18 protein-coding genes are annotated in these 20,421 nt (G+C 65.0%); 9 read left to right on the forward strand and 9 right to left on the reverse strand.

The window, feature by feature from the left end; translation table 11 throughout:
• Nucleotides 1–293: 293 nt before the first annotated feature.
• Nucleotides 294–743, forward strand: a complete 450-nt coding sequence (locus tag DESPIG_RS12140; protein ID WP_147588971.1) for a hypothetical protein — start codon at nt 294–296, stop codon at nt 741–743.
• A gap of 149 nt (nt 744–892) precedes the next feature.
• Here DESPIG_RS12140 and DESPIG_RS12145 read toward each other — a convergent pair whose 3' ends face one another.
• The 7 genes from DESPIG_RS12145 to DESPIG_RS12175 all read right to left on the reverse strand — a co-directional run bounded on the left by DESPIG_RS12145 (nt 893) and on the right by DESPIG_RS12175 (nt 7,287).
• Nucleotides 893–2,056: a tRNA-specific 2-thiouridylase gene (locus DESPIG_RS12145; RefSeq protein WP_006009212.1), complete on the reverse strand. Its 1,164-nt coding sequence runs from the start codon at nt 2,054–2,056 to the stop codon at nt 893–895.
• Between the two features lie 101 nt (nt 2,057–2,157).
• Nucleotides 2,158–2,907 (reverse strand): amino acid ABC transporter ATP-binding protein, encoded by a 750-nt coding sequence (locus tag DESPIG_RS12150; RefSeq protein ID WP_006009214.1) that lies wholly within the window; start codon nt 2,905–2,907, stop codon nt 2,158–2,160.
• Nucleotides 2,891–3,691, reverse strand: a complete 801-nt coding sequence (locus DESPIG_RS12155; protein ID WP_006009216.1) for an amino acid ABC transporter permease — start codon at nt 3,689–3,691, stop codon at nt 2,891–2,893. Before DESPIG_RS12155 ends, DESPIG_RS12150 begins: the two co-directional genes overlap by 17 nt.
• Nucleotides 3,692–3,795: 104 nt before the next feature.
• Nucleotides 3,796–4,536, reverse strand: a complete 741-nt coding sequence (locus DESPIG_RS12160; protein ID WP_006009221.1) for a basic amino acid ABC transporter substrate-binding protein — start codon at nt 4,534–4,536, stop codon at nt 3,796–3,798.
• 247 nt (nt 4,537–4,783) lie between these two features.
• The gene (locus DESPIG_RS12165) at nt 4,784–5,524 is read right to left on the reverse strand and encodes a basic amino acid ABC transporter substrate-binding protein (RefSeq protein WP_006009227.1); all 741 of its coding nucleotides are present in this window, start codon (nt 5,522–5,524) and stop codon (nt 4,784–4,786) included.
• Nucleotides 5,525–5,746: 222 nt separating this feature from the next.
• Nucleotides 5,747–6,487, reverse strand: a complete 741-nt coding sequence (locus DESPIG_RS12170; protein WP_006009232.1) for a basic amino acid ABC transporter substrate-binding protein — start codon at nt 6,485–6,487, stop codon at nt 5,747–5,749.
• 110 nt (nt 6,488–6,597) lie between these two features.
• Nucleotides 6,598–7,287, reverse strand: coding sequence for an NYN domain-containing protein (locus tag DESPIG_RS12175; protein WP_006009235.1), 690 nt, complete (start codon nt 7,285–7,287; stop codon nt 6,598–6,600).
• A 163-nt stretch (nt 7,288–7,450) separates the two neighbouring features.
• Here DESPIG_RS12175 and DESPIG_RS12180 point away from each other — a divergent pair, with 163 nt between their 5' ends.
• Both DESPIG_RS12180 and DESPIG_RS12185 read left to right on the forward strand, forming a co-directional pair.
• Entirely contained in the window at nt 7,451–8,563 is a 1,113-nt protein-coding gene (locus tag DESPIG_RS12180; protein ID WP_006009237.1) for an O-antigen ligase family protein, read from the forward strand.
• A gap of 185 nt (nt 8,564–8,748) precedes the next feature.
• Nucleotides 8,749–9,336: a GNAT family N-acetyltransferase gene (locus DESPIG_RS12185; protein WP_006009240.1), complete on the forward strand. Its 588-nt coding sequence runs from the start codon at nt 8,749–8,751 to the stop codon at nt 9,334–9,336.
• A 352-nt stretch (nt 9,337–9,688) separates the two neighbouring features.
• On the opposite strand, the gene uvrA is transcribed toward DESPIG_RS12185, so the two are convergent.
• Nucleotides 9,689–12,619 carry an excinuclease ABC subunit UvrA gene (gene uvrA, locus DESPIG_RS12190; RefSeq protein WP_006009243.1) on the reverse strand — a complete coding sequence of 977 codons (2,931 nt, stop codon included), beginning with the start codon at nt 12,617–12,619 and terminating at the stop codon, nt 9,689–9,691.
• Nucleotides 12,620–12,767: 148 nt separating this feature from the next.
• On the opposite strand from uvrA, the gene DESPIG_RS12195 reads away from it, so the two are divergent.
• Nucleotides 12,768–13,406, forward strand: coding sequence for a hypothetical protein (locus DESPIG_RS12195; protein WP_006009247.1), 639 nt, complete (start codon nt 12,768–12,770; stop codon nt 13,404–13,406).
• Between the two features lie 54 nt (nt 13,407–13,460).
• Here the strand turns inward: DESPIG_RS12195 and DESPIG_RS12200 are convergent, their stop codons facing one another.
• Entirely contained in the window at nt 13,461–14,051 is a 591-nt protein-coding gene (locus DESPIG_RS12200) for a TrmH family RNA methyltransferase (protein WP_006009249.1), read from the reverse strand.
• Nucleotides 14,052–14,147: 96 nt separating this feature from the next.
• Between DESPIG_RS12200 and speG the strand changes: the two genes are divergently transcribed.
• From speG to proC, 5 genes are all read left to right on the forward strand, one after another.
• Complete coding sequence (gene speG / locus DESPIG_RS12205; RefSeq protein ID WP_006009251.1) at nt 14,148–14,738, forward strand: spermidine N1-acetyltransferase; 591 nt, start codon at nt 14,148–14,150, stop codon at nt 14,736–14,738.
• Between the two features lie 147 nt (nt 14,739–14,885).
• Nucleotides 14,886–16,313 (forward strand): sodium:proton antiporter, encoded by a 1,428-nt coding sequence (locus DESPIG_RS12210; RefSeq protein ID WP_006009253.1) that lies wholly within the window; start codon nt 14,886–14,888, stop codon nt 16,311–16,313.
• Nucleotides 16,314–16,676: 363 nt separating this feature from the next.
• A complete protein-coding gene (locus DESPIG_RS12215; RefSeq protein ID WP_006009257.1) occupies nt 16,677–17,990 on the forward strand; it encodes a S41 family peptidase in 1,314 nt (437 codons plus the stop codon).
• Nucleotides 17,991–18,016: 26 nt separating this feature from the next.
• Nucleotides 18,017–19,285: a divergent polysaccharide deacetylase family protein gene (locus DESPIG_RS12220; RefSeq protein ID WP_006009259.1), complete on the forward strand. Its 1,269-nt coding sequence runs from the start codon at nt 18,017–18,019 to the stop codon at nt 19,283–19,285.
• 66 nt (nt 19,286–19,351) lie between these two features.
• Complete coding sequence (gene proC, locus DESPIG_RS12225; protein WP_006009261.1) at nt 19,352–20,152, forward strand: pyrroline-5-carboxylate reductase; 801 nt, start codon at nt 19,352–19,354, stop codon at nt 20,150–20,152.
• The last annotated feature ends 269 nt before the right edge of the window (nt 20,153–20,421 follow it).

Below are 20,421 nucleotides of genomic sequence, written 5' to 3' on the forward strand. Positions count from 1 at the left end.
GCCGTGGCCCAGGCGTGCCTGACCTGCGCTGCCAGCGGTCTGGCCTTTGCCGTGATATTCCTGCCCTTGAGCTACAGGCTGGCACCCGGCATACTGGAGCCTGTCTGGCGGCGGCTGCGGCGCGGCCGTCCGCAGGGGCAGGCCTAGGGATGACGACGGGACGGCGCCTTTCGTGCCGGAGCTTTGACGGCAGCCCCCGACGGAAGGCCATGCTCCGGGAACAGGCTGTCCGCCATGCCCGGAACGCTCTCGGATGGCTGCATGTTTTTTCCACCACCATTGAGGAGACGAAGATGCAAAAAATATTGCTGGCAGGCCTGCTGATCCTGTTGCTGGCCGTCCCCGCGCCGGCTGCGGCAAAGGAAGTGGCCGGTGTCTTTTTCCCTCTGCCTGAGGGCTGGAGCGTCGTGGAGGAAAACACGTCCGGGACGACGTCCACCTTGCTGCTCCAGCAGGCGGATCGCCGGACGGCCATAGCCGTGATGGTGGCCGCCGATGCGGGCCTTGCCCCCGCCCAGATCGCGGCGGAGCTGGCCTCCGTGACCGGCGCCACGGCCGATCCCGTGGAACGGGAGGGGCAGTACAGCTTCCCCATCAAGAAAGACGGTCAGGATGGCGTCTGCTTTCTGGCGCAGTCCAATGGGCGTTTCGTCTTCGTCAGCGTGCTGGGCGAGCTGCCCCCGGCCGCGCCCCTGCTGGAAGGCATGCGCTGCCCGGCCGATCCCGGACTCGTGCTGCGCTGATAGTTTCCTGTCCTGAAAAGAGAAAACGTCCCTGTGCTGTCACAGGGACGTTTTTTATGGTCCGTTGGCGGAGCAGGATGCTTTAGGAAAAGCAGGCAGTGATGCCCCCTCCCGGATCTCTTTCCGGGGCTCCTTCCCGGGCCGTCTTGCTAGAACAGTTCCCGTACCAGCGCGCCGGCCAGCACGCGGCCCTGCTCGTCGTAGATGGCAGCCACCTGTCCGGGGGCGCTGGGGAACTGCGGCTCCGCCAGCGTGACGCGCAGGCCGTCGTCCGTGAGCTCCACCTGGGCGGGGGTGGGGCGCTGGCGATGGCGCAGGCGAGCCAGCAGGATGTCCGGCCACTGTTCGGGCGGGCAGAGCAGATTGACGGGACCGGTAAGGCAGCCGTGCATGCCCAGGCGGGCCCTGCCGCCCACCACGAGGGTATTGTCCTCCCCCTGCTTGCGCAGCACGTAGAGGGGCTCGCTGTGGGCGATGCCCAGGCCCCGGCGCTGGCCTTCGGTATAGCGCCACAGGCCTTCATGCCGGGCCAGAGGGCGCAGCACGGGGCGGCCGTCGCTGCCGGCCTCTTCCAGCAGGACGGGGCCGCTACCGGGCAGGGACAGGCCTTCCGCCTGCCAGCGCCGTTCCAGGAAGGCCCGGTAGGCGTCCTCCCCGGCGGGGATGAAGCATATCTCCTGGCTTTCCTGCGGAACGGGCACAGCCAGCCCCGCCTCTTTGACCTGCGCGATGCTGGTGGCCTTGTCCTGCCGGGCAAGGGGGAAGATAGCCCGGCGCAGGCGCTCCAGCGGCACGAGGGAAAGGAAGTAGCTCTGGTCCTTGGCCAGGTCGTCCGCCGCGGCCAGCATGGGCCCGGAAGGGCCGTCCAGCAGGCGGGCGTAATGGCCGGTGGCGATGCGGTCCGCGCCCAGGCTCAGGGCGGTGTCCAGCAGAGCCCCGAACTTGATGGCCCGGTTGCAGAGCGCGCAGGGGTTGGGCGTCCGGCCCCGGGCATAGGCCCGCACGAAGGGCGTGACGACCTCCCTGTCGAAGACCGCGCGCATGTCGGCCACATGCAGGGGGATGCCCAGCTGTCCGCAGGCCGTTTGCAGGCCTTCCACCGCCTGGCGGCTGGCGGGGGGCAGGGGCGCGGCCAGGGCTTCTGCCGCCGTGAGCAGGCGGGGGCCTTCAGGGGCCGGGCACGGCCCGGAGGAGGCGGCATCGGGCAGGAAGAGCCCGTGCAGGGCCAGGACGTCGTGTCCCTGTTCGCGCAGGCGCAGGAGGGCGCAGAGGCTGTCCACGCCGCCGCTGACGGCAACGGCCAGTTGTGTCATCGAAAAGTCTCCTTGGCGTCCGGCCGGGCCGGAGGGAAGATGCGAAAACAGCCCGCCAGAAAAGCTGACGGGCTGCGGAAAACCTTGGGCCGGGAAACGGCTTACAGGATCTGGGTCAGGAACTGGCGCAGACGTGGATGGCGGGGCGAGTTGAACAGGGTGTCGGGCTTGCCCATTTCCAGGATCTGGCCGTGGTCCATGAAGATCAGGCGGTCGGCCACGGTACGGGCAAAGCCCATTTCGTGGGTCACGCAGATCATGGTCATGCCTTCTTCGGCCAGGCTCACCATAACGTCCAGCACTTCGCCCACCATTTCGGGGTCAAGGGCGGAGGTGGGCTCGTCGAAGAGCATGATGTCCGGCTGCATGGCCAGGGCGCGGGCGATGGCCACACGCTGCTGCTGGCCGCCGGAGAGCATGGCGGGATAGACGTTGGCCTTGTCGCTGATGCCCACTTTCTTGAGCAGCTTCAGGGCCATGGTCTCGGCTTCGGCCTTGGGGATGTTCAACAGCTTGCGCGGGGCCAGGGTCAGGTTCTGCAGCACCGTCTTGTGCGGGAAGAGGTTGAACTGCTGGAAGACCATGCCGAGGTTGCGGCGCATCTCGTTGATGTTGTTGGCCTTGTCGTTGATGTCCTGCCCGTTGACGATGATGCTGCCGCCGTCGATCTCTTCAAGACGGTTGATGGAGCGCAGCAGGGTGGACTTGCCGGAGCCGGAAGGCCCGATGATGACCACGCGCTCGCCGGGAGCGATATCGAGGCTCACATCCTGCAGGGCCGGGAGCTGTCCGAAGTACTTCCAGACGTGGCGGATGCTGATGATGGGCTCGGTGCTATTTTTTTCTGTCATAGTGATTGAGCCTCGCTTCGATGATGCTGACGATCTTGGAGAGGATGAGGGTGATGATGAGGTACACCAGGGCGACCACGGTGTAGGACTCGAAATAGCAGTAGCTCTTGGAGGCAAAACTGCGGGCGCGCTGCATCAGGTCGGGCATGCCGATGACGGAGACCAGGGCCGTATCCTTGAGCATGGCGATGCATTCGTTGCCGACGGGCGGGATGATGGTGCGCCAGGCCTGGGGCAGCACCACGTAGAACATGGTCTGCACGCGGTTGAAGCCCAGCGAGCGGGCCGCCTCGGTCTGCCCGTGGGGGATGGCCAGGATGCCCGCGCGGAACACTTCGCCCATGTAGGCGCCGTAGCAGAAGCTCAGGGCGATGACGGCGGAGGTCACGCCTTCCATCTTCACCAGCATGGAGATGGCGAAGTAGATGTAGAAGATCTGCACCAGCAGGGGGATGCCGCGGATGACTTCCACATAGGTGGAGGCCAGCAGGTTGAAAAAGCGGTTGCGCGAGATGCGCCCCAGGCCGGTCAGCAGGCCCAGAGGCACGGCGCCGCAGATGGAGTAGGCCGTCACCTTGAAGGTGAGCAGCAGGCCGTCAGGCAGGAAGATGATGGCATCACGGTAGACCTGCGGCCCGGTGGTGCAGAGCAGCACCAGGGTGATGATGGCACCACACAGGGCGATGGACCATGCGTTGATGAGCCGCCATTCGCGAGGGTTCGGGATGGACGGGCCGTCCGTCACCATGATGATGTTGCCTTTGCTTTGCCCTTCGTCTTTCATTGTACAGGTTGCCCCTTGTATGCGGGAACGCCGGAAGGGCCCGGAGGCCCTTCCGAACGGTTGTCACAAAATGGGGACCGGCGGTGCCGGTCGCGGCGGCTGCCCTAGTCGGCAGTGCCCATCCACTCGACCTTCAGCTTGTTTTCGGTGCCGTCGGCCTTGATCTCGGCAATGGCCTTGTTCAGGCGGTTCAGCATATCGGTGCGGCCCTTGCGCACGCAGAAGCCGAAGTATTCGGGATTGTTGTGCTGATAGGCGATGCCGAACTTGCCGGCGAAATCGGTACGCTTGTTGGCGTAGTACTTGGCGACGGGGTCGTCACAGATGACAGCGTCCACACGGCCGGCGGCCAGGTCTTCGAAGGCCAGACCGATGTCGTCGTATTCGCGGATCTTGGCGCCCACGTTGGCTTCCTGCAGCACGAGCACGCCGGTGATGCCGATCTGGCTGCCCACGGTCAGGCCCTTGAGGTCGGCCAGGCTGTTGATCTTCTTGCCCTTGGGCATGACCACGGCCTGCACCACGCCGTAGTAAGGTTCGGTGAAGTCGAAGGCCTTCTGGCGTTCGGGAGTGATGGTGGTGGAAGCGGCCAGCAGGTCATAGTTGCCGGCGGCCAGACCGGCGAAGATGCCGTCCCAGGCCACGTCGCGCAGTTCCATCTCATAACCGGCACGCTTGAGCACTTCCGTGGCGTAGGCGATGGAATAGCCGTTGGGCACCTTTTTGTCGTTCAGGAATTCCATGGGCGGATAGGTGCAGTTGGTGGCGACCACCAGGGTCTCGGCGGCCACGGACGTGCACATCATCATGAGAGCACACAGGGTAAGCGTGAGTTTGCGGAACATAATGCTGCCTCCAAAGGTTGATGAAGATGTTTGGCCTGAGGCTCGCGCCCGCATGCCAAAACCGGCCAAACTGCGTTTTATTAGCCGCGCAGGCCCCTGTCGTCAATACCCGGCGGGCGCCGGAGCGGCAGTTTTCCCGCCTGCGGGGCCTTGCCGTCCGTTCCGGGACAAAAAACGAGGGAAGGGCCCGCAGGCCCTTCCCTTAGGATGACAGAAGGATGGCCGGTACGTCCGGCCGGGGGATGGTCTAGTCGGCGGAGCCCATCCACTTGATCTTCAGCTTGTCTTCGGTGCCGTCGGCCTGCATGCTGGCGATGGCCTTGTTGAGGCGCTCCAGCAGCTCGGTCTCGCCCTTGCGCAGGCAGAAGCCGTAGTATTCGGGATCCTTGTGCAGGTAGGCCACGGAGAACTTGCCGGCGAAGTCTTCGCGCTTGTTGGCATAGAACTTGGCCACGGGGTCGTCACAGATGACGGCGTCGGTACGGCCGGCGGCCAGGTCTTCGAAGGCCAGGCCGATGTCGTCGTATTCCTTGATCTTGGCGCCCACGTTGGCCTTGCGCAGCACGAACACGCCGGTGATGCCGATCTGGCTGCCCACGGTCAGGCCCTTGAGGTCGGCCAGGCTGTTGATCTTCTTGCCCTTGGGCATGACCACGGCCTGCACGGCACCATAGTAGGGGATGGTGAAGTCGAAGGCCTGCTGGCGCTCGGGGGTGATGGTGGTGGAGGAAGCCAGGATGTCGTAGTTACCGGCGGCCAGACCGGCGAAGATGCCGTCCCACGCCACGTCGCGGAAGGTGATCTTCAGGCCCGCGCGTTTGGCGATCTCATGGATGTAGTCGATGGAATAGCCGGTGGGGACCTTCTTGTCCGTCAGGAATTCCATGGGCGGGAAGGCACAGTTGCCGGCGACCACGAGGGTCTTGGCGGCCACGGGAGTGCACATCAGGACGAGTGCGCACAGGGTAAGGGTGAGTTTGCGGAACATAATGCTGCCTCCGGAAAATGGGAAAAAAGGCCTGGACCAGACCGGGCATCCGTGCCGGGCCCGGCCAGGATTGGGTCTTATTAGTCGCGCGGGCCCCGGGCGTCAATAGGTTTTCCGGGATTTTCCGGCCCCGCCGCACAGGGCCGGAAACGCAGGAAGGGCCCGCAGGCCCTTCCTAGATGTCGTGGGATGATGACCATGGGTGCCGGCCGGGGTGTCCGGCTAGTCGGCGGAGCCCATCCACTTGATCTTCAGCTTGTCTTCGGTGCCGTCGGCCTTCATGGCGGCGATGGCCTTGTTGATGCGCTTCACGAGTTCGGTCTCGCCCTTGCGCACGCAGAAGCCGAAGTATTCGGGATCCTTGTGCAGGTAGGCCACGGAGAACTTGCCGGCGAAGTCTTCGCGCTTGTTGGCGTAGAACTTGGCCACGGGGTCATCGGCGATGACGGCGTCGATACGGCCGGCGGCCAGGTCTTCGAAGGCCAGGCCGATGTCGTCATATTCCTTGATCTTGGCGCCCACGTTGGCCTTTTGCAGCACGAACACGCCGGTGATGCCGATCTGGCTGCCCACGGTCAGGCCCTTGAGGCCGGCCAGGCTGTCGATCTTCTTGCCCTTGGCCATGACCACGGCCTGCACGACGCCGTAATACGGGTCGGAGAAGTCGAAGGTCTTCTGGCGTTCGGGGGTGATGGTGGTGGAGGAGGCCAGGATGTCGTAGTTGCCCGAGGCCAGACCGGCAAAGATGCCGTCCCAGGCCACGTCACGGAATTTCATGTCAAAGCCGGCACGCTTGGCCACTTCCTTGATGTAATCGATGGAATAGCCGGTGGGGACTTTTTTGTCGTTCAGGTATTCCATGGGCGGGTAGCCGCAGTGTCCGGCCACCACCAGGGTCTTGGCGGCCACGGCCGAGGACATGAGGACAAGGAAGCACAGGGCAAGGGTCAGTTTACGGATCATATCGCTGCCTCCGGAAGATTGATGGGATAGGTCCCGGCATGTGACACACGCATGCCGGGACGGCCAACCATATCTTGTCTTATGCGGGAGGGCCAGCGCCGTCAACTGCCTTACCAGCTGTTGCCCGGGGCGGGGCCGTCGTCCTCGTCGTCCTCGTCATTGGCGCCGGGGGCCATGCGCGACAGGGTATCGCGCAGGGGGCGGGCCTGGGGCAGGGCGGCATTGCCGGGAGCGGCGTCCGCCTCATCCTCGAGGCGCTCGTCCTTGAGGGCCTGCTGCAGGAACCAGTCCTCGCGGATGCGCCAGGAGGCCGCGGCCGTGTAAGCGGGCGAGGAATAGCCCACGGAAAGGATCAGGGTGCGGCGGGCGTGTTCCTGCAGGCGGATGAGCAGGGGCGTGAAGTCCGCGTCGCCGGACAGGATGATGAACTCGTCGAAATGGGTGGGGTGGGAAAGGTCGTCCATGCAGTCCATGACCAGATGGATGTCCGTACTGGTCTTGCCGCGGGTGGTCAGGGGCGGACAGTCCACCACCTGGAAGGCGCTGCGGATGAAATGGTAACGGAACTCCTGATAGCGCTGGGGGTTGAGGTAACACATGCGCTTCAGGATGCGGCGGCGCACGCCGTCACCATAGAGGATGCGCAGGGCGTGGTTCTCGATCCAGCGCACCCAGCGGTAGGGGGCCATGCCGAAGGCCCGGGCCGCTTCGGGATCTGCTTCAAGGAAACGGGTGTAAATGTTGTCAAAGTCCACATACAGGGCGCTGTACACTTCATCAAAACCGGTAAAACGTGCCATAATCTCCTCAATCGCTTATGAAATAAAGTTGAGTTTACTTAGCGCAGCGGGGGCCGGGTGGCAAGAGGCGGCTTGAATTCGGCAAACCCTGCCGCTATGGTGCCGCTATCGCAATACAGGAGGCCCAAAGATGTCGCACCTAACGACTTGTGTCACGGATGTGATGGACCGTATCCGAAAACGCCATGACGCTGCCCCCGGGGAATTCTGGCACACCTGTCTTTTCTGGACGTTCTGGGTCTCCCTGGCCCTGTTCCCCATAGGCTACGGCTGGCGCGAAGTGACGCCACCGCTCTGCTTCATCTTCCTGCTGCTTTACTACAGGCACGCTTGGCAGGGCTCCGTCCTGCGCCGGCTCACGGTCTGGCCGCTCTTCCTTTGCGCCGGTGCCATGACCCTCATCGGCGTGATCTTCTCCACAGACGTCTGGCAGTCCTTCCTGCATGGGGGCATGGGCATCAACAAGGCTTACATCCTGCCCTTCATCGCCATGGAGTGCGTGCGCTCCACTCGGGATCTGCGCCGCCTTGTCTGGGCGTGCGTGCTGGCCTGTGTCTGGCAGGGGCTGGACGGCATGTGGCAGGCCTGGACCGGTTTCGACTTCATCATGGGCTATGCGCCCAACGCCGGGCGCCTGACGGGCAGCCTGGGGGATTACTGCGTGGGCAACTACATGGCGCTGGCCATGATCCCCGCCTTCGCCTGCTGGTTCCTGCTGCGCCGCCGTCTGGGCGTCTGGCCCGCAGCGATCGTCTGGGTGGTGCTCTTTGTCCCGGCCTTTTTCCTGCTGGAAGGCGCCTCCAGCCGCAGCGGCATCCTGGCGGTGGCTTCCACCTTCGTTTTCTGGGCGCTGCTGGTGGGCGGTAAGACAGGACGCATCGCCCTCTGGGGCTGCGTCGTGGTGCTGGGGGGCTTCACCCTGCTGTCCTTCCATCGCATGGATCCTTCCACCATCGCGGGGGACGGGCGCTGGAGCCTCTGGTCCCTGGGCTGGCAGGTCTTCCTCGAGCACCCCTGGCTGGGGGCGGGCCTGGACCGCTACAACGCCTGCTTCCGGGCCCTGGGGCTTGTCCCGGCCCGTGACGCCATCACCATCAGCCACCCGCACAACATGTACCTGGACATCCTGTATGCCCATGGCATCATCGGTTTCATCCTGGGCATGATCTTTTTGCTGGGCTTCGTCTGGTGGGCAGGCAGGCATATCCGCCGCGCCCTGCACGACAGCGGGGTGGCGCAGCGCCCTGCGGAGGCCACGGGCAGCCTGCTGCACTAGCGCCTGACGGCCTGGTTCTACCTGGGGTATCTGGGCTGGCTGGTCAACGGCATCTTTGGTCATGATTTTTATCGCATCTGGTGGCTGGGGCTGGCCATGTGCAGCCTGGGCATCTGCATCGGCGGTGTGGTCAGCGGACTGGCCGCGGACAGGGATCCCCACCCCGGCACGGCAGGAGAGGAACGATGAGCTTTTGTCTGCAGGTGGCCGGAGACGGCGATATCTTCCCCATGCTGGCTATCTATGCCCCCTATGTGCGGGATACGGCCATCACGTTCGAGTACGAGGTGCCCACGGCTGCGGAGTTCGGCGCACGGCTGCATCATGTGCTGCCGGAATATCCCTGGCTGGTCTGCCGGGCGCCGGGCCAGGTCCTAGGCTATGCCTATGCCCACCGGCACATGGAGCGGGCGGCCTATGGCTGGAACGTGGAATGTTCCGTCTATGTGCTGGGCTCCGCCCGGGGCCGTGGCGTGGGGCGCGCCCTGTACGGGGCCCTGCTGGAACTGTTGCGCCTGCAGGGGGTGGTCAATGCCTATGGCTGCATCGCCGTGCCCAACGAGCCCAGCGAAGCCCTGCACAAGGCGACGAGTTTTTCCCTGCTGGGGCATTTCCCCGCTTCGGGCTGGAAGCAGGGCCGCTGGCACGACATCGTCTGGTACGGTCGCTGCCTGCAGGAGGATGGAGAGGGAGAGCCTGCGCCGTTGCGTCCTTTCGGCAGCCTTGGGCAGGATCTGGTGGACGAGGTGTTGCGGCGTCACGCCCGCGGATGACGTTCCGGGCGCATGCCGTGGGCGGGGAGGGCGTCCGCGCAGCAGCTCCCTGGGGCCGGAGAGGGCCCGGGGAGGATCCGCCGCCGGGCAGATGGCAATACCGGTGCGGACTGCGCGTCGTCCCGGCGGAACGGCCCGCCCGCAGCAGGTGATACGATGACACGCAAGAGGCCGGATGCATCACGCGTCCGGTCTCTTTTTCGTTGTGCCGCAGGAGGTCGCTGCGGTATCCCGGACAGGAGGGGAGCAGACCGGATGGCGGACGGGCAATGCGGCAGGAGATACGGGGGACAGGCACATAAAAAAGGCTGCCCTTTGGGGGCAGCCTTCGGCATTGCGGTATGGAGGCGGTTTATCCGCGTCGTTTGAGGCGATCGCGGCGTTCCTGCATCAGGAAGCGGCCGGTGACGGAGTTGGGATCGGCCACGATGGCCTCGGGCGTGCCCTGCGAGACCACGAGGCCGCCGTTCTCGCCGCCGCCGGGGCCCATGTCCAGCACGTGGTCGGCGGCCAGGATCATGTCCGTGTTGTGCTCGATGACCACCACGCTGGCGCCCTTGTCCACCAGGGCGTGCAGCACCTTGATGAGCTTGCCCACTTCGTGCATGTGCAGGCCGGTGGTGGGTTCGTCCAGGATGTAGAGCGTGCCCGGCAGGGAACGCTTGCCCAGTTCGCGCGAGATCTTGATGCGCTGGGCCTCGCCGCCGGAAAGGGTGGTGGCGGGCTGGCCGAGGCGCAGGTATTCCAGGCCCACTTCCTCCAGCACGGCCAGACGGCGCTCCAGCACGGGATAGTTCTCGAAGAAGGCGCGGGCCTGCTGCACGGGCAGGTCCAGCACTTCGGCGATGTTCAGGCCCTTGTAGCGCACTTCCAGGGTCTCGTGGTTGTAGCGGCGGCCCTTGCAGACGTCGCAGGTCACGTAGACGTCGGGCAAAAAGTGCATCTCCACCCGGATCTGGCCGTCACCGCCGCAGGCCTCGCAGCGGCCGCCGCGCACGTTGAAGCTGAAGCGTCCGGGCTTGTAGCCGCGCTTGCGGGCGTCGGGGGTCATGGCGAATATGTTGCGTATCTCGTCGAAGACCTTGGTGTAGGTGGCCGGGTTGGAGCGCGGCGTGCGGCCGATGGGCGTCTGGTCGATGGCCACGATGCGCTCGATGGGGCGGGCCCCCTCGCTGTAGCTCAGACCGGCGATGGTGCCGGGCTGGTCCACGCGCTGGCCCAGGCTGATGGCCAGATGCTTGTACAGGGTGTCCACCACCAGCGAGCTCTTGCCCGAACCGGACACGCCCGTGACGCAGGTCAGCACGCCCAGCGGGAAGCGGCAGTCGATGCCGCGCAGGTTGTTGGTGGTCACGTTGTGCAGGGTCAGCCAGCCCTGGGGCTCGCGCCGCTCGTCGGGCAGGCTGATGCTGGCGTCGCCGCGCAGATAGCGGGCCGTGAGGGTATCGGCGCGCAGCAGTTGGGGCACGCTGCCCTGGAACATGATCTCGCCGCCCTGGGAGCCGGAACCGGGCCCCAGTTCGATGACCGTGTCGGCCGCGCAGATGGTGGCCTCGTCATGTTCCACCACCAGCACGGTATTGCCGCGCCGCTGCAGGGAACGCAGGGTGCCCAGCAGGCGCTCGTTGTCGCGCGGGTGCAGGCCGATGGAAGGTTCGTCCAGCACGTAGGTCACGCCCACCAGGCCGGAGCCCAGCTGGGAGGCCAGACGGATGCGCTGGGCCTCGCCGCCGGAAAGGGTGGCCATGGCCCGGCCCAGGGAAAGATATTCCAGGCCCACGTTGCGCATGAAGGACAGACGGTGGGTCAGCTCCTTGAGCAGGGGCTCGGCCACCAGGGCGTGGCGGCCGTCGAAGTGGCGTTCTTCCAGCCATCGCAGGGCCCGCTCCACGGAAAGGGAGCAGAACTGGGCGATGTTCAGGTCGTCCACGCGCACGGCCAGGGCCTCGGGCTTGAGGCGGGCGCCGTGGCAGTCCGGGCAGTCCGTGGACTGGCGGAAGCGGGCCAGGATCTCGCGCCAGGCCTCGCCGTACTGCATGCCTTTTTCCAGCAGCGGGATGACGCCGGGCCAGCGCTCCTCGCTGACCTTCACCTCGGCGGCGCGTCCGGCAAAAAGTTCGCTCTGGTAGTCGCCCGTGGCGTCCATGGCCACGTTGCCGCCCATCCAGTTGCGGCGCAGGCCGCTGCTGTGCGCGGCGGGGCGGCCTTTTTCGTCCTCGCCGTAGAACAGGCAGGCCAGGGCCGCGTCGGAAAAGTCCTCCAGCGGCGTGGAGAGCGTGAAGCCGTGGCGCTCTCCCAGGGCGCGCAGGGCGGGCTCGTAACGCTGGAAATGCTTGCTCTCGGCCCAGGGCAGCAGGGCCCCGGTATTGAGGGAAAGGCCCCGGTTGGGCGCGATGAGGCGGGGCTCGAAATAGTCCACGGTGCCCAGGCCCACACAGCGGGGGCAGGCCCCCTGCGGGCTGTTGAAGGAAAAGAGCTGCGGGCTGGGCGCGGGCAGGGAGATGTGGCAGTGCGGACAGACCGAAGTGGTCGAATGGATGATGTCCCGTTCCCCTTCGGGCCTGTCGGGCAGGTGGACGGTCAGGCGGCCTTCGCCGTAGCGCAGGGCCAGCTCCACGGAATCGGCCAGGCGGCCGCGGATGCCGTCCTTGTTGACCAGGCGGTCCACCACCAGATCGATGCTGTGCTTCTTGTTCTTGTCCAGGGCGGGCACGTCGTCCAGCGTGTGGAAGGCGCCGTCCACGCGCACGCGGGCGAAGCCTTCGGCGCGCAGCTTCTTGAACTTGTCCTGATGGGTGCCCTTTTGCAGTTCCACCAGCGGCGCCATGACCATGAACTTGCTGCCCTGGGGCAGGGCCATGATGTCGGTGATGATCTCGTCGGCGGAGCGGGCCTCGATGGGGCGTCCGCAGGAGGGGCAGTACATGCGGCCCAGACGGGCGAAGAAGACGCGCAAAAAGTCGTGGATCTCCGTCACCGTGCCCACGGTGGAGCGGGGGGTGCGCGAGGTGCTCTGCTGCTCCAGCGAGATGGCCGGGGAAAGGCCCTCGATCTTCTCCACGTCCGGCTTGTCCATCTGGGGCAGGAACTGCCGGGCATAGGCCGAAAGGGATTCCACATAGCGGCGCTGGCCCTCGGCATAGACGATATCGAAGGCCAGGGTGGACTTGCCGGAACCGGAGGGCCCGCAGACCACCACCAGCTCGTCGCGGGGGATGTCCAGGCTGATGTCCTTGAGGTTGTGCTGCCGGGCTTTTTCGATATGGATGCAGGGATTGTTCATGGGCTGTTATGTAAGCGTGGCGACGTTGTTTGGCAAGAGGGATTCCTGATAAGCACCGGGAAAAACGGCCCGGAGCGATGGACAAAGGACAGGGAAGACCGTATAAAATTTTTGACGAGCCGGGACAGTGTCGCGGCAAGGGGGAGATATGCGTGTTTTTTTCTGTCTGCTGATGCTCATGCTGCTGGTCCCGTCCGCGGGCCTGGCGCAGGAGAGCGCGCTCACCGCCCGCGAGGCGTTCGGCGCCCTGCCCACGAGCATTTTTGAGAATACGGCCGAAGGCCTTGAGGACGAGGACAAACAGCAACTGCTGGAAGAAGGCCAGAGCGAGTTCTGGGAACTGGCCGGCGAGAGCCGGGACGTGATCGTGTTCCGGGCGCTGCCCTTCCGTGACAGCGGCGTGGCCCTGCGCCTGTTCCGGGACGCTGACGACGGTTCGGCCGTGGCGGCCATCGGCACGCTGGGCACCGAGCTGTGCACGGTGGAGCTGTGGCGTGTGGACGCCTCGGGGCGCACGGTGCCCGTGGACGTGCCGCAGGAACCGGACATCCAGGAATTTTTCGCCAAGGGCCAGCCCGTGCCCGACGACGTGAACCCCTCGGTGCTCATCTGCCTGGGCATGGGGGGCCTGCGCGCGCACCCCGTGTTCTGGAACAAGACCGGCATGCTCTACCTGCCGCTGGCCAACGAGATCGGCTACCGCTGGGACGGCCACCGCTTCCAGAAGGTGGTCAGGCCGCATGCGGAGGGCGGCGGCGAGCCCGCCGACGGGCTGGACGTCCAGTGATGAACGAAGGGGGCACCCGGCAGGGCGCCCCCTTTTTTCATTTTTCGGGACAGTCTATTTTTCCAGCCACAGGGCCAGGCGGCGTTCCAGCTCGTCGGGCTCCAGGCGGGGGCTGTCGTAAAAACCGGCGGCCTCGCGCTGGCGGCAGGCTTCGGACAGGATGATGGCCGAGGCCACCGAGACGTTGAAGCTCTGGATCATGCCGTACATGGGGATGTAGAGCTCGCCGTCGGCCATGCTGATGAGTTCCTCGTTGACGCCGCTGTGTTCGTTGCCCATGATGATGGCCGTAGGACGGGTGAAGTCCCAGGTGCGCAGCGGCTTGGCCGTGGGCGTGAAGGTGGTGGCCAGGATCTGCATGTTCTGGGCACGCAGGCTGGTCTCCAGCTCCTGACGGTCGCGGTGGCGCACGCTCTCCACCCATTTGCGGGCCGAGGCCGAGGTCTTGCGGCCCAGCACGGGGAAGGGCGTGTCGGTATAGTACAGGTGCACCTTGTCCACGCCGAAGGCGTCACAGGAACGGTAGATGGCCGAGACATTGTGCGGGTCATGGATATTGGCAAGCACAAGGGTCAGGTCGGGCTGACGGTGGGCAAGCACCGAGCCCAGACGCGCCTTGCGCCGGGGAGTGGGGTCCTTGGGCATAGCATCCTCGTTGTTGGTGGAATTCGCCGGAAATCTGGCAGAAAAACGCCGTTCCCGCAAGCCTTGGCCTTGCGGCGCGCGGCAGGGAGTCTCAGCATGGAAACTGGCAGGGAAGCATCGGCCGCCATCCGCATCCGGCCGCTGGAACGGGAAGACCTCAAGTTCGTGCATGGCCTGGACAACAACGCCAACGTCATGCGCTACTGGTTCGAAGAGCCCTACGAGGCCTTCGTGGAATTGCAGGACCTGTACAACAAGCACATCCATGACCAGAGCGAGCGCCGCTTCATCGTGGATCATGAGGGCCAGAACGTGGGCCTGGTGGAGCTGGTGGAGATCGACTACATCCACCGCCGGGCCGAGTTCCAGATCATCATCGACCCGGCCTGGCAGAACCACGGCTTCGCCACGGCGGCGGCCAAGCTGGCCATGGCCTATGCCTTCGACGCGCTCAACCTCTACAAGCTCTATCTGGTGGTGGACAACGAGAACGTGCGTGCCATCCACGTGTATTCCAAGCTGGGCTTCCAGGCCGAGGGCGTGCTCATCCACGAGTTCTTCGCCAACGGCGCCTATCACGACGCCACGCGCATGTGCATCTTCCAGCACGAATACCGCAGCCTTTACGGCAGCGACAGCGGCCCGGCCGCGGCCCTGCCCGGGGACGGCCCGGACCCCGTCCGATAGGACGGATTTTGTGAAATATGCCACCCTGCGCCAAGAGGGCGCATTTTCATTGCAAAAAACGTGGAAATGGCGTAAGATTAAGAAGTTTTTATAGTGTATCACAATGTTTTCTTTTGTGATATTGTATACTGACTTGAGGAGAATCCCATGTTGAAACGCTGGTCCCTGCCTCTTGCCCTGCTGACCGTGCTGGCGCTTCCCGTGCTGGCCATGGCCTCCGAAGGGCATCCGAGCATCCCCGGTGCGGAACTGTCCGCGGTCTGGGTCATTCCTTTCGTATGCATGCTGCTGTCCATCGCCATCATGCCGCTGGCCCTGCCGCATATCTGGCATCATCACTTCGGCAAGATCTCCGTCTTCTGGGGCCTTGCCTTCCTGATTCCCTGTCTGGTGGTCTACGGCTTCAACGTGGCCTTCTATGAATTCCTCCATGCCATCCTGCTGGAGTACATCCCCTTCATCGTGCTGCTGTTCGCCCTGTTCACCGTGGCCGGCGGCGTGCGCCTGAAGGGCTCGCTGGTGGGCACCCCCGTGGTCAACACCGGCATCCTGGCCGTGGGCACCATCCTGGCCAGCTGGATGGGCACCACCGGCGCCGCCATGCTGCTGATCCGTCCCCTGCTGCGCGCCAACGCCCACCGCAAGTACCGTGTGCATTCCGTGATCTTCTTCATCTTCCTGGTGGCCAACATCGGCGGCTCCCTGACTCCCCTGGGCGACCCGCCGCTGTTCCTGGGCTACCTGAAGGGCGTGAGCTTCTTCTGGACCACCACCAACCTGTTCGTGAAGACCTGCTTCATGTCCCTGGCCCTGCTGGGCATCTATTTCGTGCTGGATACCGTCCTGTTCGGCCGCGAAGGCCGTCCGCAGCCCCCGCATGATCCCAACAAGGTGGAAGAAAAGCTGGGCCTCGACGGCTCCATCAACCTGCTCTTCCTGCTGGGCATCGTTCTTTGCGTGCTGGTCTCCGGCATGGTCGACTTCGGCGAAGCCATCAACATCCACGGCGTGGGCATCGACGGCCAGAACCTGCTGCGCGACATCCTGCTGCTCTGCCTGGCCGGCCTGTCCTGGAAGTTCACCACCCGCCAGTGCCGTGAACTCAACGGCTTCTCCTGGGCTCCCATCGAAGAAGTGGCCAAGCTCTTCCTGGGCATCTTCCTGAGCATGATCCCCGCCCTGGCCATCCTGCGTGCCGGTACCGACGGCGCCCTGGCCGGTGTCATCAACATGGTCTTCCATGACGGCGAGCCCGTGAACTACATGTTCTTCTGGCTGACCGGCGCCCTGTCCAGCTTCCTGGACAACGCGCCCACCTACCTGGTGTTCTTCAACACCGCCGGTGGCGATTCCGTGCACCTGATGACCGACATGGCGCCCACCCTGGCCGCCATCTCCGCCGGTGCCGTGTTCATGGGCGCCAACAGCTACATCGGCAACGCTCCCAACTTCATGGTGCGTTCCATCGCCGAAGAACAGGGCGTGGCCATGCCCAGCTTCTTCGGTTACATGGCCTGGTCCGTGGGTATCCTGATCCCGCTGTTCCTGATCCTGACCTGGCTGTTCTTCATCTAGGCCCTGCGCCTTTGCGATCCCAGGGGCTGCCCGGCAACGGGCGGCCCCTTTTTTGTGGCCTCCGCCCGTGGACTGGAGGGCGGAGCGCGCCCCGCGCCAGGCGGGCGGCGCCTGTCTTTTTTCTGGTGCGTCTGACGGGGGCGCCTGCCGCTCCCGGCCGCCCGGCATGTCCGCGACGGCGGCGCATCCCGGCGAAGGTTCGTCCTTTCCCCGGCGTCACCGGCGGCCCCGGCCGTCATTGCTTTTTGACCTGAAAAAGGTAACTATGGCCGCTCCGCAGGCGGCCCGGCAAGGCTGCGTGCCTGCCCCGCCGGTCCCGGCCGGGGCGGCCTGCGTCCGTATGATCTTTTCGGGAGGCAATCCATGCGAGCTCTGTTCCGTTTGACCGTTTTCCTTTGCGTGCTGGCCCTCTGCTGCCCGCTGGGAGCCACCGCCGCCGCCAAGGCCGACAAAGACAAGGTCGAGGAAGATTTCGAAGCCCTGCGCCGTTTCAGCCAGGTGCTGGATCTGGTGAACCGCTATTACGTGAAGGACGTGAACCAGGGCGAATTGCTGGATGGTGCCCTCAAGGGCATGCTGCAGGGCCTTGATCCGCACTCCACCTTCATGACGCCTGAAGAACACAAGGAGATGCAGGAGACCACCTCCGGCGAATTCACGGGCATCGGCATCGAGATCACGGTGGAGAACGGTCAGGTGACCGTGGTGACCCCCATCGAGGATACGCCCGCCTATCGTGCCGGCCTGCAGTCCGGGGACATCATCCTGACCATCAACGGCCAGCCCACGCAGGAACTGAGTCTGCAGGACGTGGTCTCGCGCATCCGTGGTCCCAAGGGCACGGAAGTGGAGCTGGGCATCCTGCACAGCACCTCCAAGTCGCCCAAGACCATCCGGGTCAAGCGTGAGGCCATCCCGCTGGTCAGCGTGAAGTCCAAGCCGCTGGAAGACGGCTACTACTGGATCCGCCTCACCCGTTTCTCCGGCCGTACCGACGAGGACCTGCGCGACGCCCTCAAGAAGGCCACGCGCGAATGCGCCAAGACCGGCGGCCTCAAGGGCATCGTGCTCGACCTGCGCAACAATCCCGGTGGTCTGCTGGACCAGGCCGTGAGCGTTTCCGATATGTTCCTGAGCAAGGGCACCATCGTGTCCATCCAGGGCCGCGGCCCCGTGCCGGAACGCATCTACGAGGCCAAGGACCAGGCCGGGGACATCGACGTGCCCGTGGTGGTGATCATCAACGCCGGTTCGGCCTCGGCCTCCGAGATCGTGGCCGGTGCCCTGCGCGACCAGAAGCGCGCCCTGATCATCGGCGAACGTTCCTTCGGTAAGGGCTCGGTGCAGAACATCATCCCCCTGTCCGACGGCTCGGCCCTCAAGCTGACCGTGGCCCTGTACTACACGCCCAGCGGCAGTTCCATCCAGGCCGAGGGCATCGTGCCCGACCTGGAGATCCCCTTCGAGCGTCCTCATGAAGAAGATGCCGACGAGCCCCGCATCCTGTTGCGCGAGCAGAACCTGAGCGGCCATCTGGAGAACGCCGATGGCGGCAAGAAGGCCACGAGCAGCAAGAAGCGTGACGATGCCGCGGAACAGCTGGCCCGCGACAACCAGCTGCGCATGGCCCTGCAACTGGTCAAGGGCCTGCCCCGCATCCAGGAGATCCGGCGCTAGGCCTGCGTCCGGCGCGGAGGGAACCTGTGCGCTTGCCTTTCTTTCATCCCGGCCCCCCGAGCGGCGACGATCACGACGGCCTCTCTGGGGGGCTGTGTGCGTCGACCTGCCTGCTGGTGGGCGGTATCCTGTGGTTCTGCCTCTGTCTGGGCCTGTCCCTGTGGCTGTCCTCCCGGGAGGGAGGCGCCGTGCTGGTGGCCGAGGACGGACAGCCCGTGCTGGCCAGCGGTGACTGGCTGCGGCACCGGGACCGTCTGGACGACCTGATGCGCCAGACCCTGTCCCGGGTCATGCCCGGCTGCCGTCTGCTGACCATGCCCGGCTTCTCGGAACAGGAGGCCCGTCATTATCGTGTGGAAGGGGACGGCGCCCCCCTGCGTCTGGCTCTGGCCCTGCAGGAGCGCCTGTGCCAGGAGGCCCTGCGTACCGGCCCTGACGGTGAACGCCTGCTGGCCGATGACGTGCCCATGCCGCAGTTGCGCTGGACGGATGACGGTGTGCTGGAAGCCGACGTGGACGGCCGCACCTGTCTCGTCCTGCATTTTCCCGGCTGGGAGACCATGCTGGCCACGCTTTCCCGGCCCATGCCCGAGCCCGCCCTCGTGCTGGTGATCGACGATATGGGCCAGAAGCTGGAGCCCGCGGAGCAGCTGGCCAGCCTGCCGTTCCCCGTGGCTCTGGCCCTGTGGCCCCATGCCGCTGTCCGCCGTTCGGTGCAGCAGGTGGCCCGGGACATGGGGCTGGACGTCCTGTTGCACATGCCCATGGAGGCCATGCCCCGCAAGAACGGCACCGCGCCCAACCCGGGCCCCGGAGCGCTGGAGACGGACATGGACGCCTATGCCATGGAACACGCCCTGGACAAGGCGCTGGCGCAGGTGCCCACGGCCCTGGGCTTCAACAACCATATGGGTTCCGGGTTCACCGGACAGCGCGATGCCTGCCGCATGCTGGCCGGTCTGGCCTACGGGCGCGGCCTGTTCGTGCTGGACAGCGTTACCCGCGGCAACAGCCAGCTGGAGAACAGCATGGTCCGTCAGGGCATCGTCACGGCCAGCCGCCATGTCTTTCTGGACGATCCCCAGGGCACGGACAAGGTACTGGCCGCGCTGGACAAGGCCGCCCGTCTGGCCCGCAAGCAGGGCATCGCCATCGCCATCGGCCACCCGCACGCTTCGACCCTGCGGGCCCTGGAACGCTGGGAGAACCGCGAGGGCGTGGCCGTGGTGCCCCTGCGGCGCTATGTCTGGCATCTGGCCCAGCTGCGGGCCGGACAGTTCGGCAAGCCGGAGTGATCTTTCCGGGAGCGTCTGGAGCGCTTCCCGGCTGACAGCCGCCTGTGGCGGTGATGGAGAACGAACATGAGCATGAGCATCGGTTGTGTGGGTTGCGGCAACATGGGCGGGGCCATCCTGGCCGGTCTTGCCGCTTCTTCCCTGGACTGCACCCTGTATGGCCATACGCGCACGGCAGCACGCATGGCGCCTCTGGAAGCGGCGGGCGTCACCCGTCTGGATTCCGCCCGCGAGCTGGCCCGCAAGGCCCGCTATGTGGTCATGGCCGTCAAACCCTATCAGATCGAGTCCCTGCTGGCCGAGATGGCGCCCGAGTTCGGGCCCGATACGGTGGTGATCTCCGTGGCGGCCGGCATCAGCATCGCCCGTTTGCAGGCGGCCGTGGCCGGTCGCTGCCCCGTGGTGCGCTGCATGCCCAATACGCCCGCGCTGGTGGGCAAGGGCGTGTTCGCCCTGTGCTTCGACGACAAGGTCCCGGCGCAGAGCAAGGAGGACATCCTGAGCTTCTTCAGCCAGCTGGGCGTTTGCCTGGAGCTGCCGGAATCCCGCTTCACGGCCTTTTCGGCCCTCATCGGTGCCGGGCCTGCCTATGTGTTCGGCATGATGCAGGGGCTGGTGCAGGCCGGCGTCACCCTGGGCCTGGGCCGCAAGGAATGCCGTGACATGGTGGCGGCCCTGTTCGAGGGTTCGGCCGTCATGGCGGCCCGCAGCGACACACCGCTCATGGAATTGCGCGACCAGGTGTGCTCGCCCGGCGGCCTGACCATCGCCGGGGTCAATGTACTCGACAGGGCGGGGCTTTCCGGCCTGCTGGTGGATGCGGTGCTGGCCGCTGACCAACGCGGCAGGGACATGGAAAAGGAATAAAAGAAGGGGAGGCGAAAGCCTCCCTTTTTTGGTGCTGGAGAAGAAGAATCAGCGTTGGGCAGAGCTTTTGTGCTTCCAGGCCCCTGTCTGCTTTCGTGTCACGCATTGGCTCCAAGTGCTGTAGGTGCACCGGACGGCGGCATTGCTCCCTCGATGCATGCCGTTAAACGGCACCCTAGTTGATGAATGCAAAGTCTTTGAGATGGCTTGAGATATCTATTAATTTTTATATAAAACAGTAAGTAGAAAATATATAAGGAGAATAATAT

It is taken from the genome of Desulfovibrio piger ATCC 29098 (assembly GCF_000156375.1).
GTDB lineage: Bacteria > Desulfobacterota > Desulfovibrionia > Desulfovibrionales > Desulfovibrionaceae > Desulfovibrio > Desulfovibrio piger.

What these genes read in the sequence shown, in the direction of transcription:
- DESPIG_RS12170 (WP_006009232.1), bottom strand. Translation starts at nt 6,487, where the DNA reads ATGATCCGTAAACTGACCCTTGCCCTGTGCTTCCTTGTCCTCATGTCC.
- DESPIG_RS12200 (WP_006009249.1), bottom strand. Translation starts at nt 14,051, where the DNA reads ATGCCCAAGGACCCCACTCCCCGGCGCAAGGCGCGTCTGGGCTCGGTG.
- DESPIG_RS12150 (WP_006009214.1), bottom strand. Translation starts at nt 2,907, where the DNA reads ATGACAGAAAAAAATAGCACCGAGCCCATCATCAGCATCCGCCACGTC.
- DESPIG_RS12160 (WP_006009221.1), bottom strand. Translation starts at nt 4,536, where the DNA reads ATGTTCCGCAAACTCACGCTTACCCTGTGTGCTCTCATGATGATGTGC.
- DESPIG_RS12180 (WP_006009237.1), top strand. Translation starts at nt 7,451, where the DNA reads ATGGACCGTATCCGAAAACGCCATGACGCTGCCCCCGGGGAATTCTGG.
- DESPIG_RS12140 (WP_147588971.1), top strand. Translation starts at nt 294, where the DNA reads ATGCAAAAAATATTGCTGGCAGGCCTGCTGATCCTGTTGCTGGCCGTC.
- DESPIG_RS12185 (WP_006009240.1), top strand. Translation starts at nt 8,749, where the DNA reads ATGAGCTTTTGTCTGCAGGTGGCCGGAGACGGCGATATCTTCCCCATG.
- speG (WP_006009251.1), top strand. Translation starts at nt 14,148, where the DNA reads ATGGAAACTGGCAGGGAAGCATCGGCCGCCATCCGCATCCGGCCGCTG.
- DESPIG_RS12155 (WP_006009216.1), bottom strand. Translation starts at nt 3,691, where the DNA reads ATGAAAGACGAAGGGCAAAGCAAAGGCAACATCATCATGGTGACGGAC.
- DESPIG_RS12210 (WP_006009253.1), top strand. Translation starts at nt 14,886, where the DNA reads ATGTTGAAACGCTGGTCCCTGCCTCTTGCCCTGCTGACCGTGCTGGCG.
- DESPIG_RS12215 (WP_006009257.1), top strand. Translation starts at nt 16,677, where the DNA reads ATGCGAGCTCTGTTCCGTTTGACCGTTTTCCTTTGCGTGCTGGCCCTC.
- DESPIG_RS12175 (WP_006009235.1), bottom strand. Translation starts at nt 7,287, where the DNA reads ATGGCACGTTTTACCGGTTTTGATGAAGTGTACAGCGCCCTGTATGTG.
- DESPIG_RS12145 (WP_006009212.1), bottom strand. Translation starts at nt 2,056, where the DNA reads ATGACACAACTGGCCGTTGCCGTCAGCGGCGGCGTGGACAGCCTCTGC.
- DESPIG_RS12165 (WP_006009227.1), bottom strand. Translation starts at nt 5,524, where the DNA reads ATGTTCCGCAAACTCACCCTTACCCTGTGCGCACTCGTCCTGATGTGC.
- uvrA (WP_006009243.1), bottom strand. Translation starts at nt 12,619, where the DNA reads ATGAACAATCCCTGCATCCATATCGAAAAAGCCCGGCAGCACAACCTC.
- DESPIG_RS12195 (WP_006009247.1), top strand. Translation starts at nt 12,768, where the DNA reads ATGCGTGTTTTTTTCTGTCTGCTGATGCTCATGCTGCTGGTCCCGTCC.
- proC (WP_006009261.1), top strand. Translation starts at nt 19,352, where the DNA reads ATGAGCATGAGCATCGGTTGTGTGGGTTGCGGCAACATGGGCGGGGCC.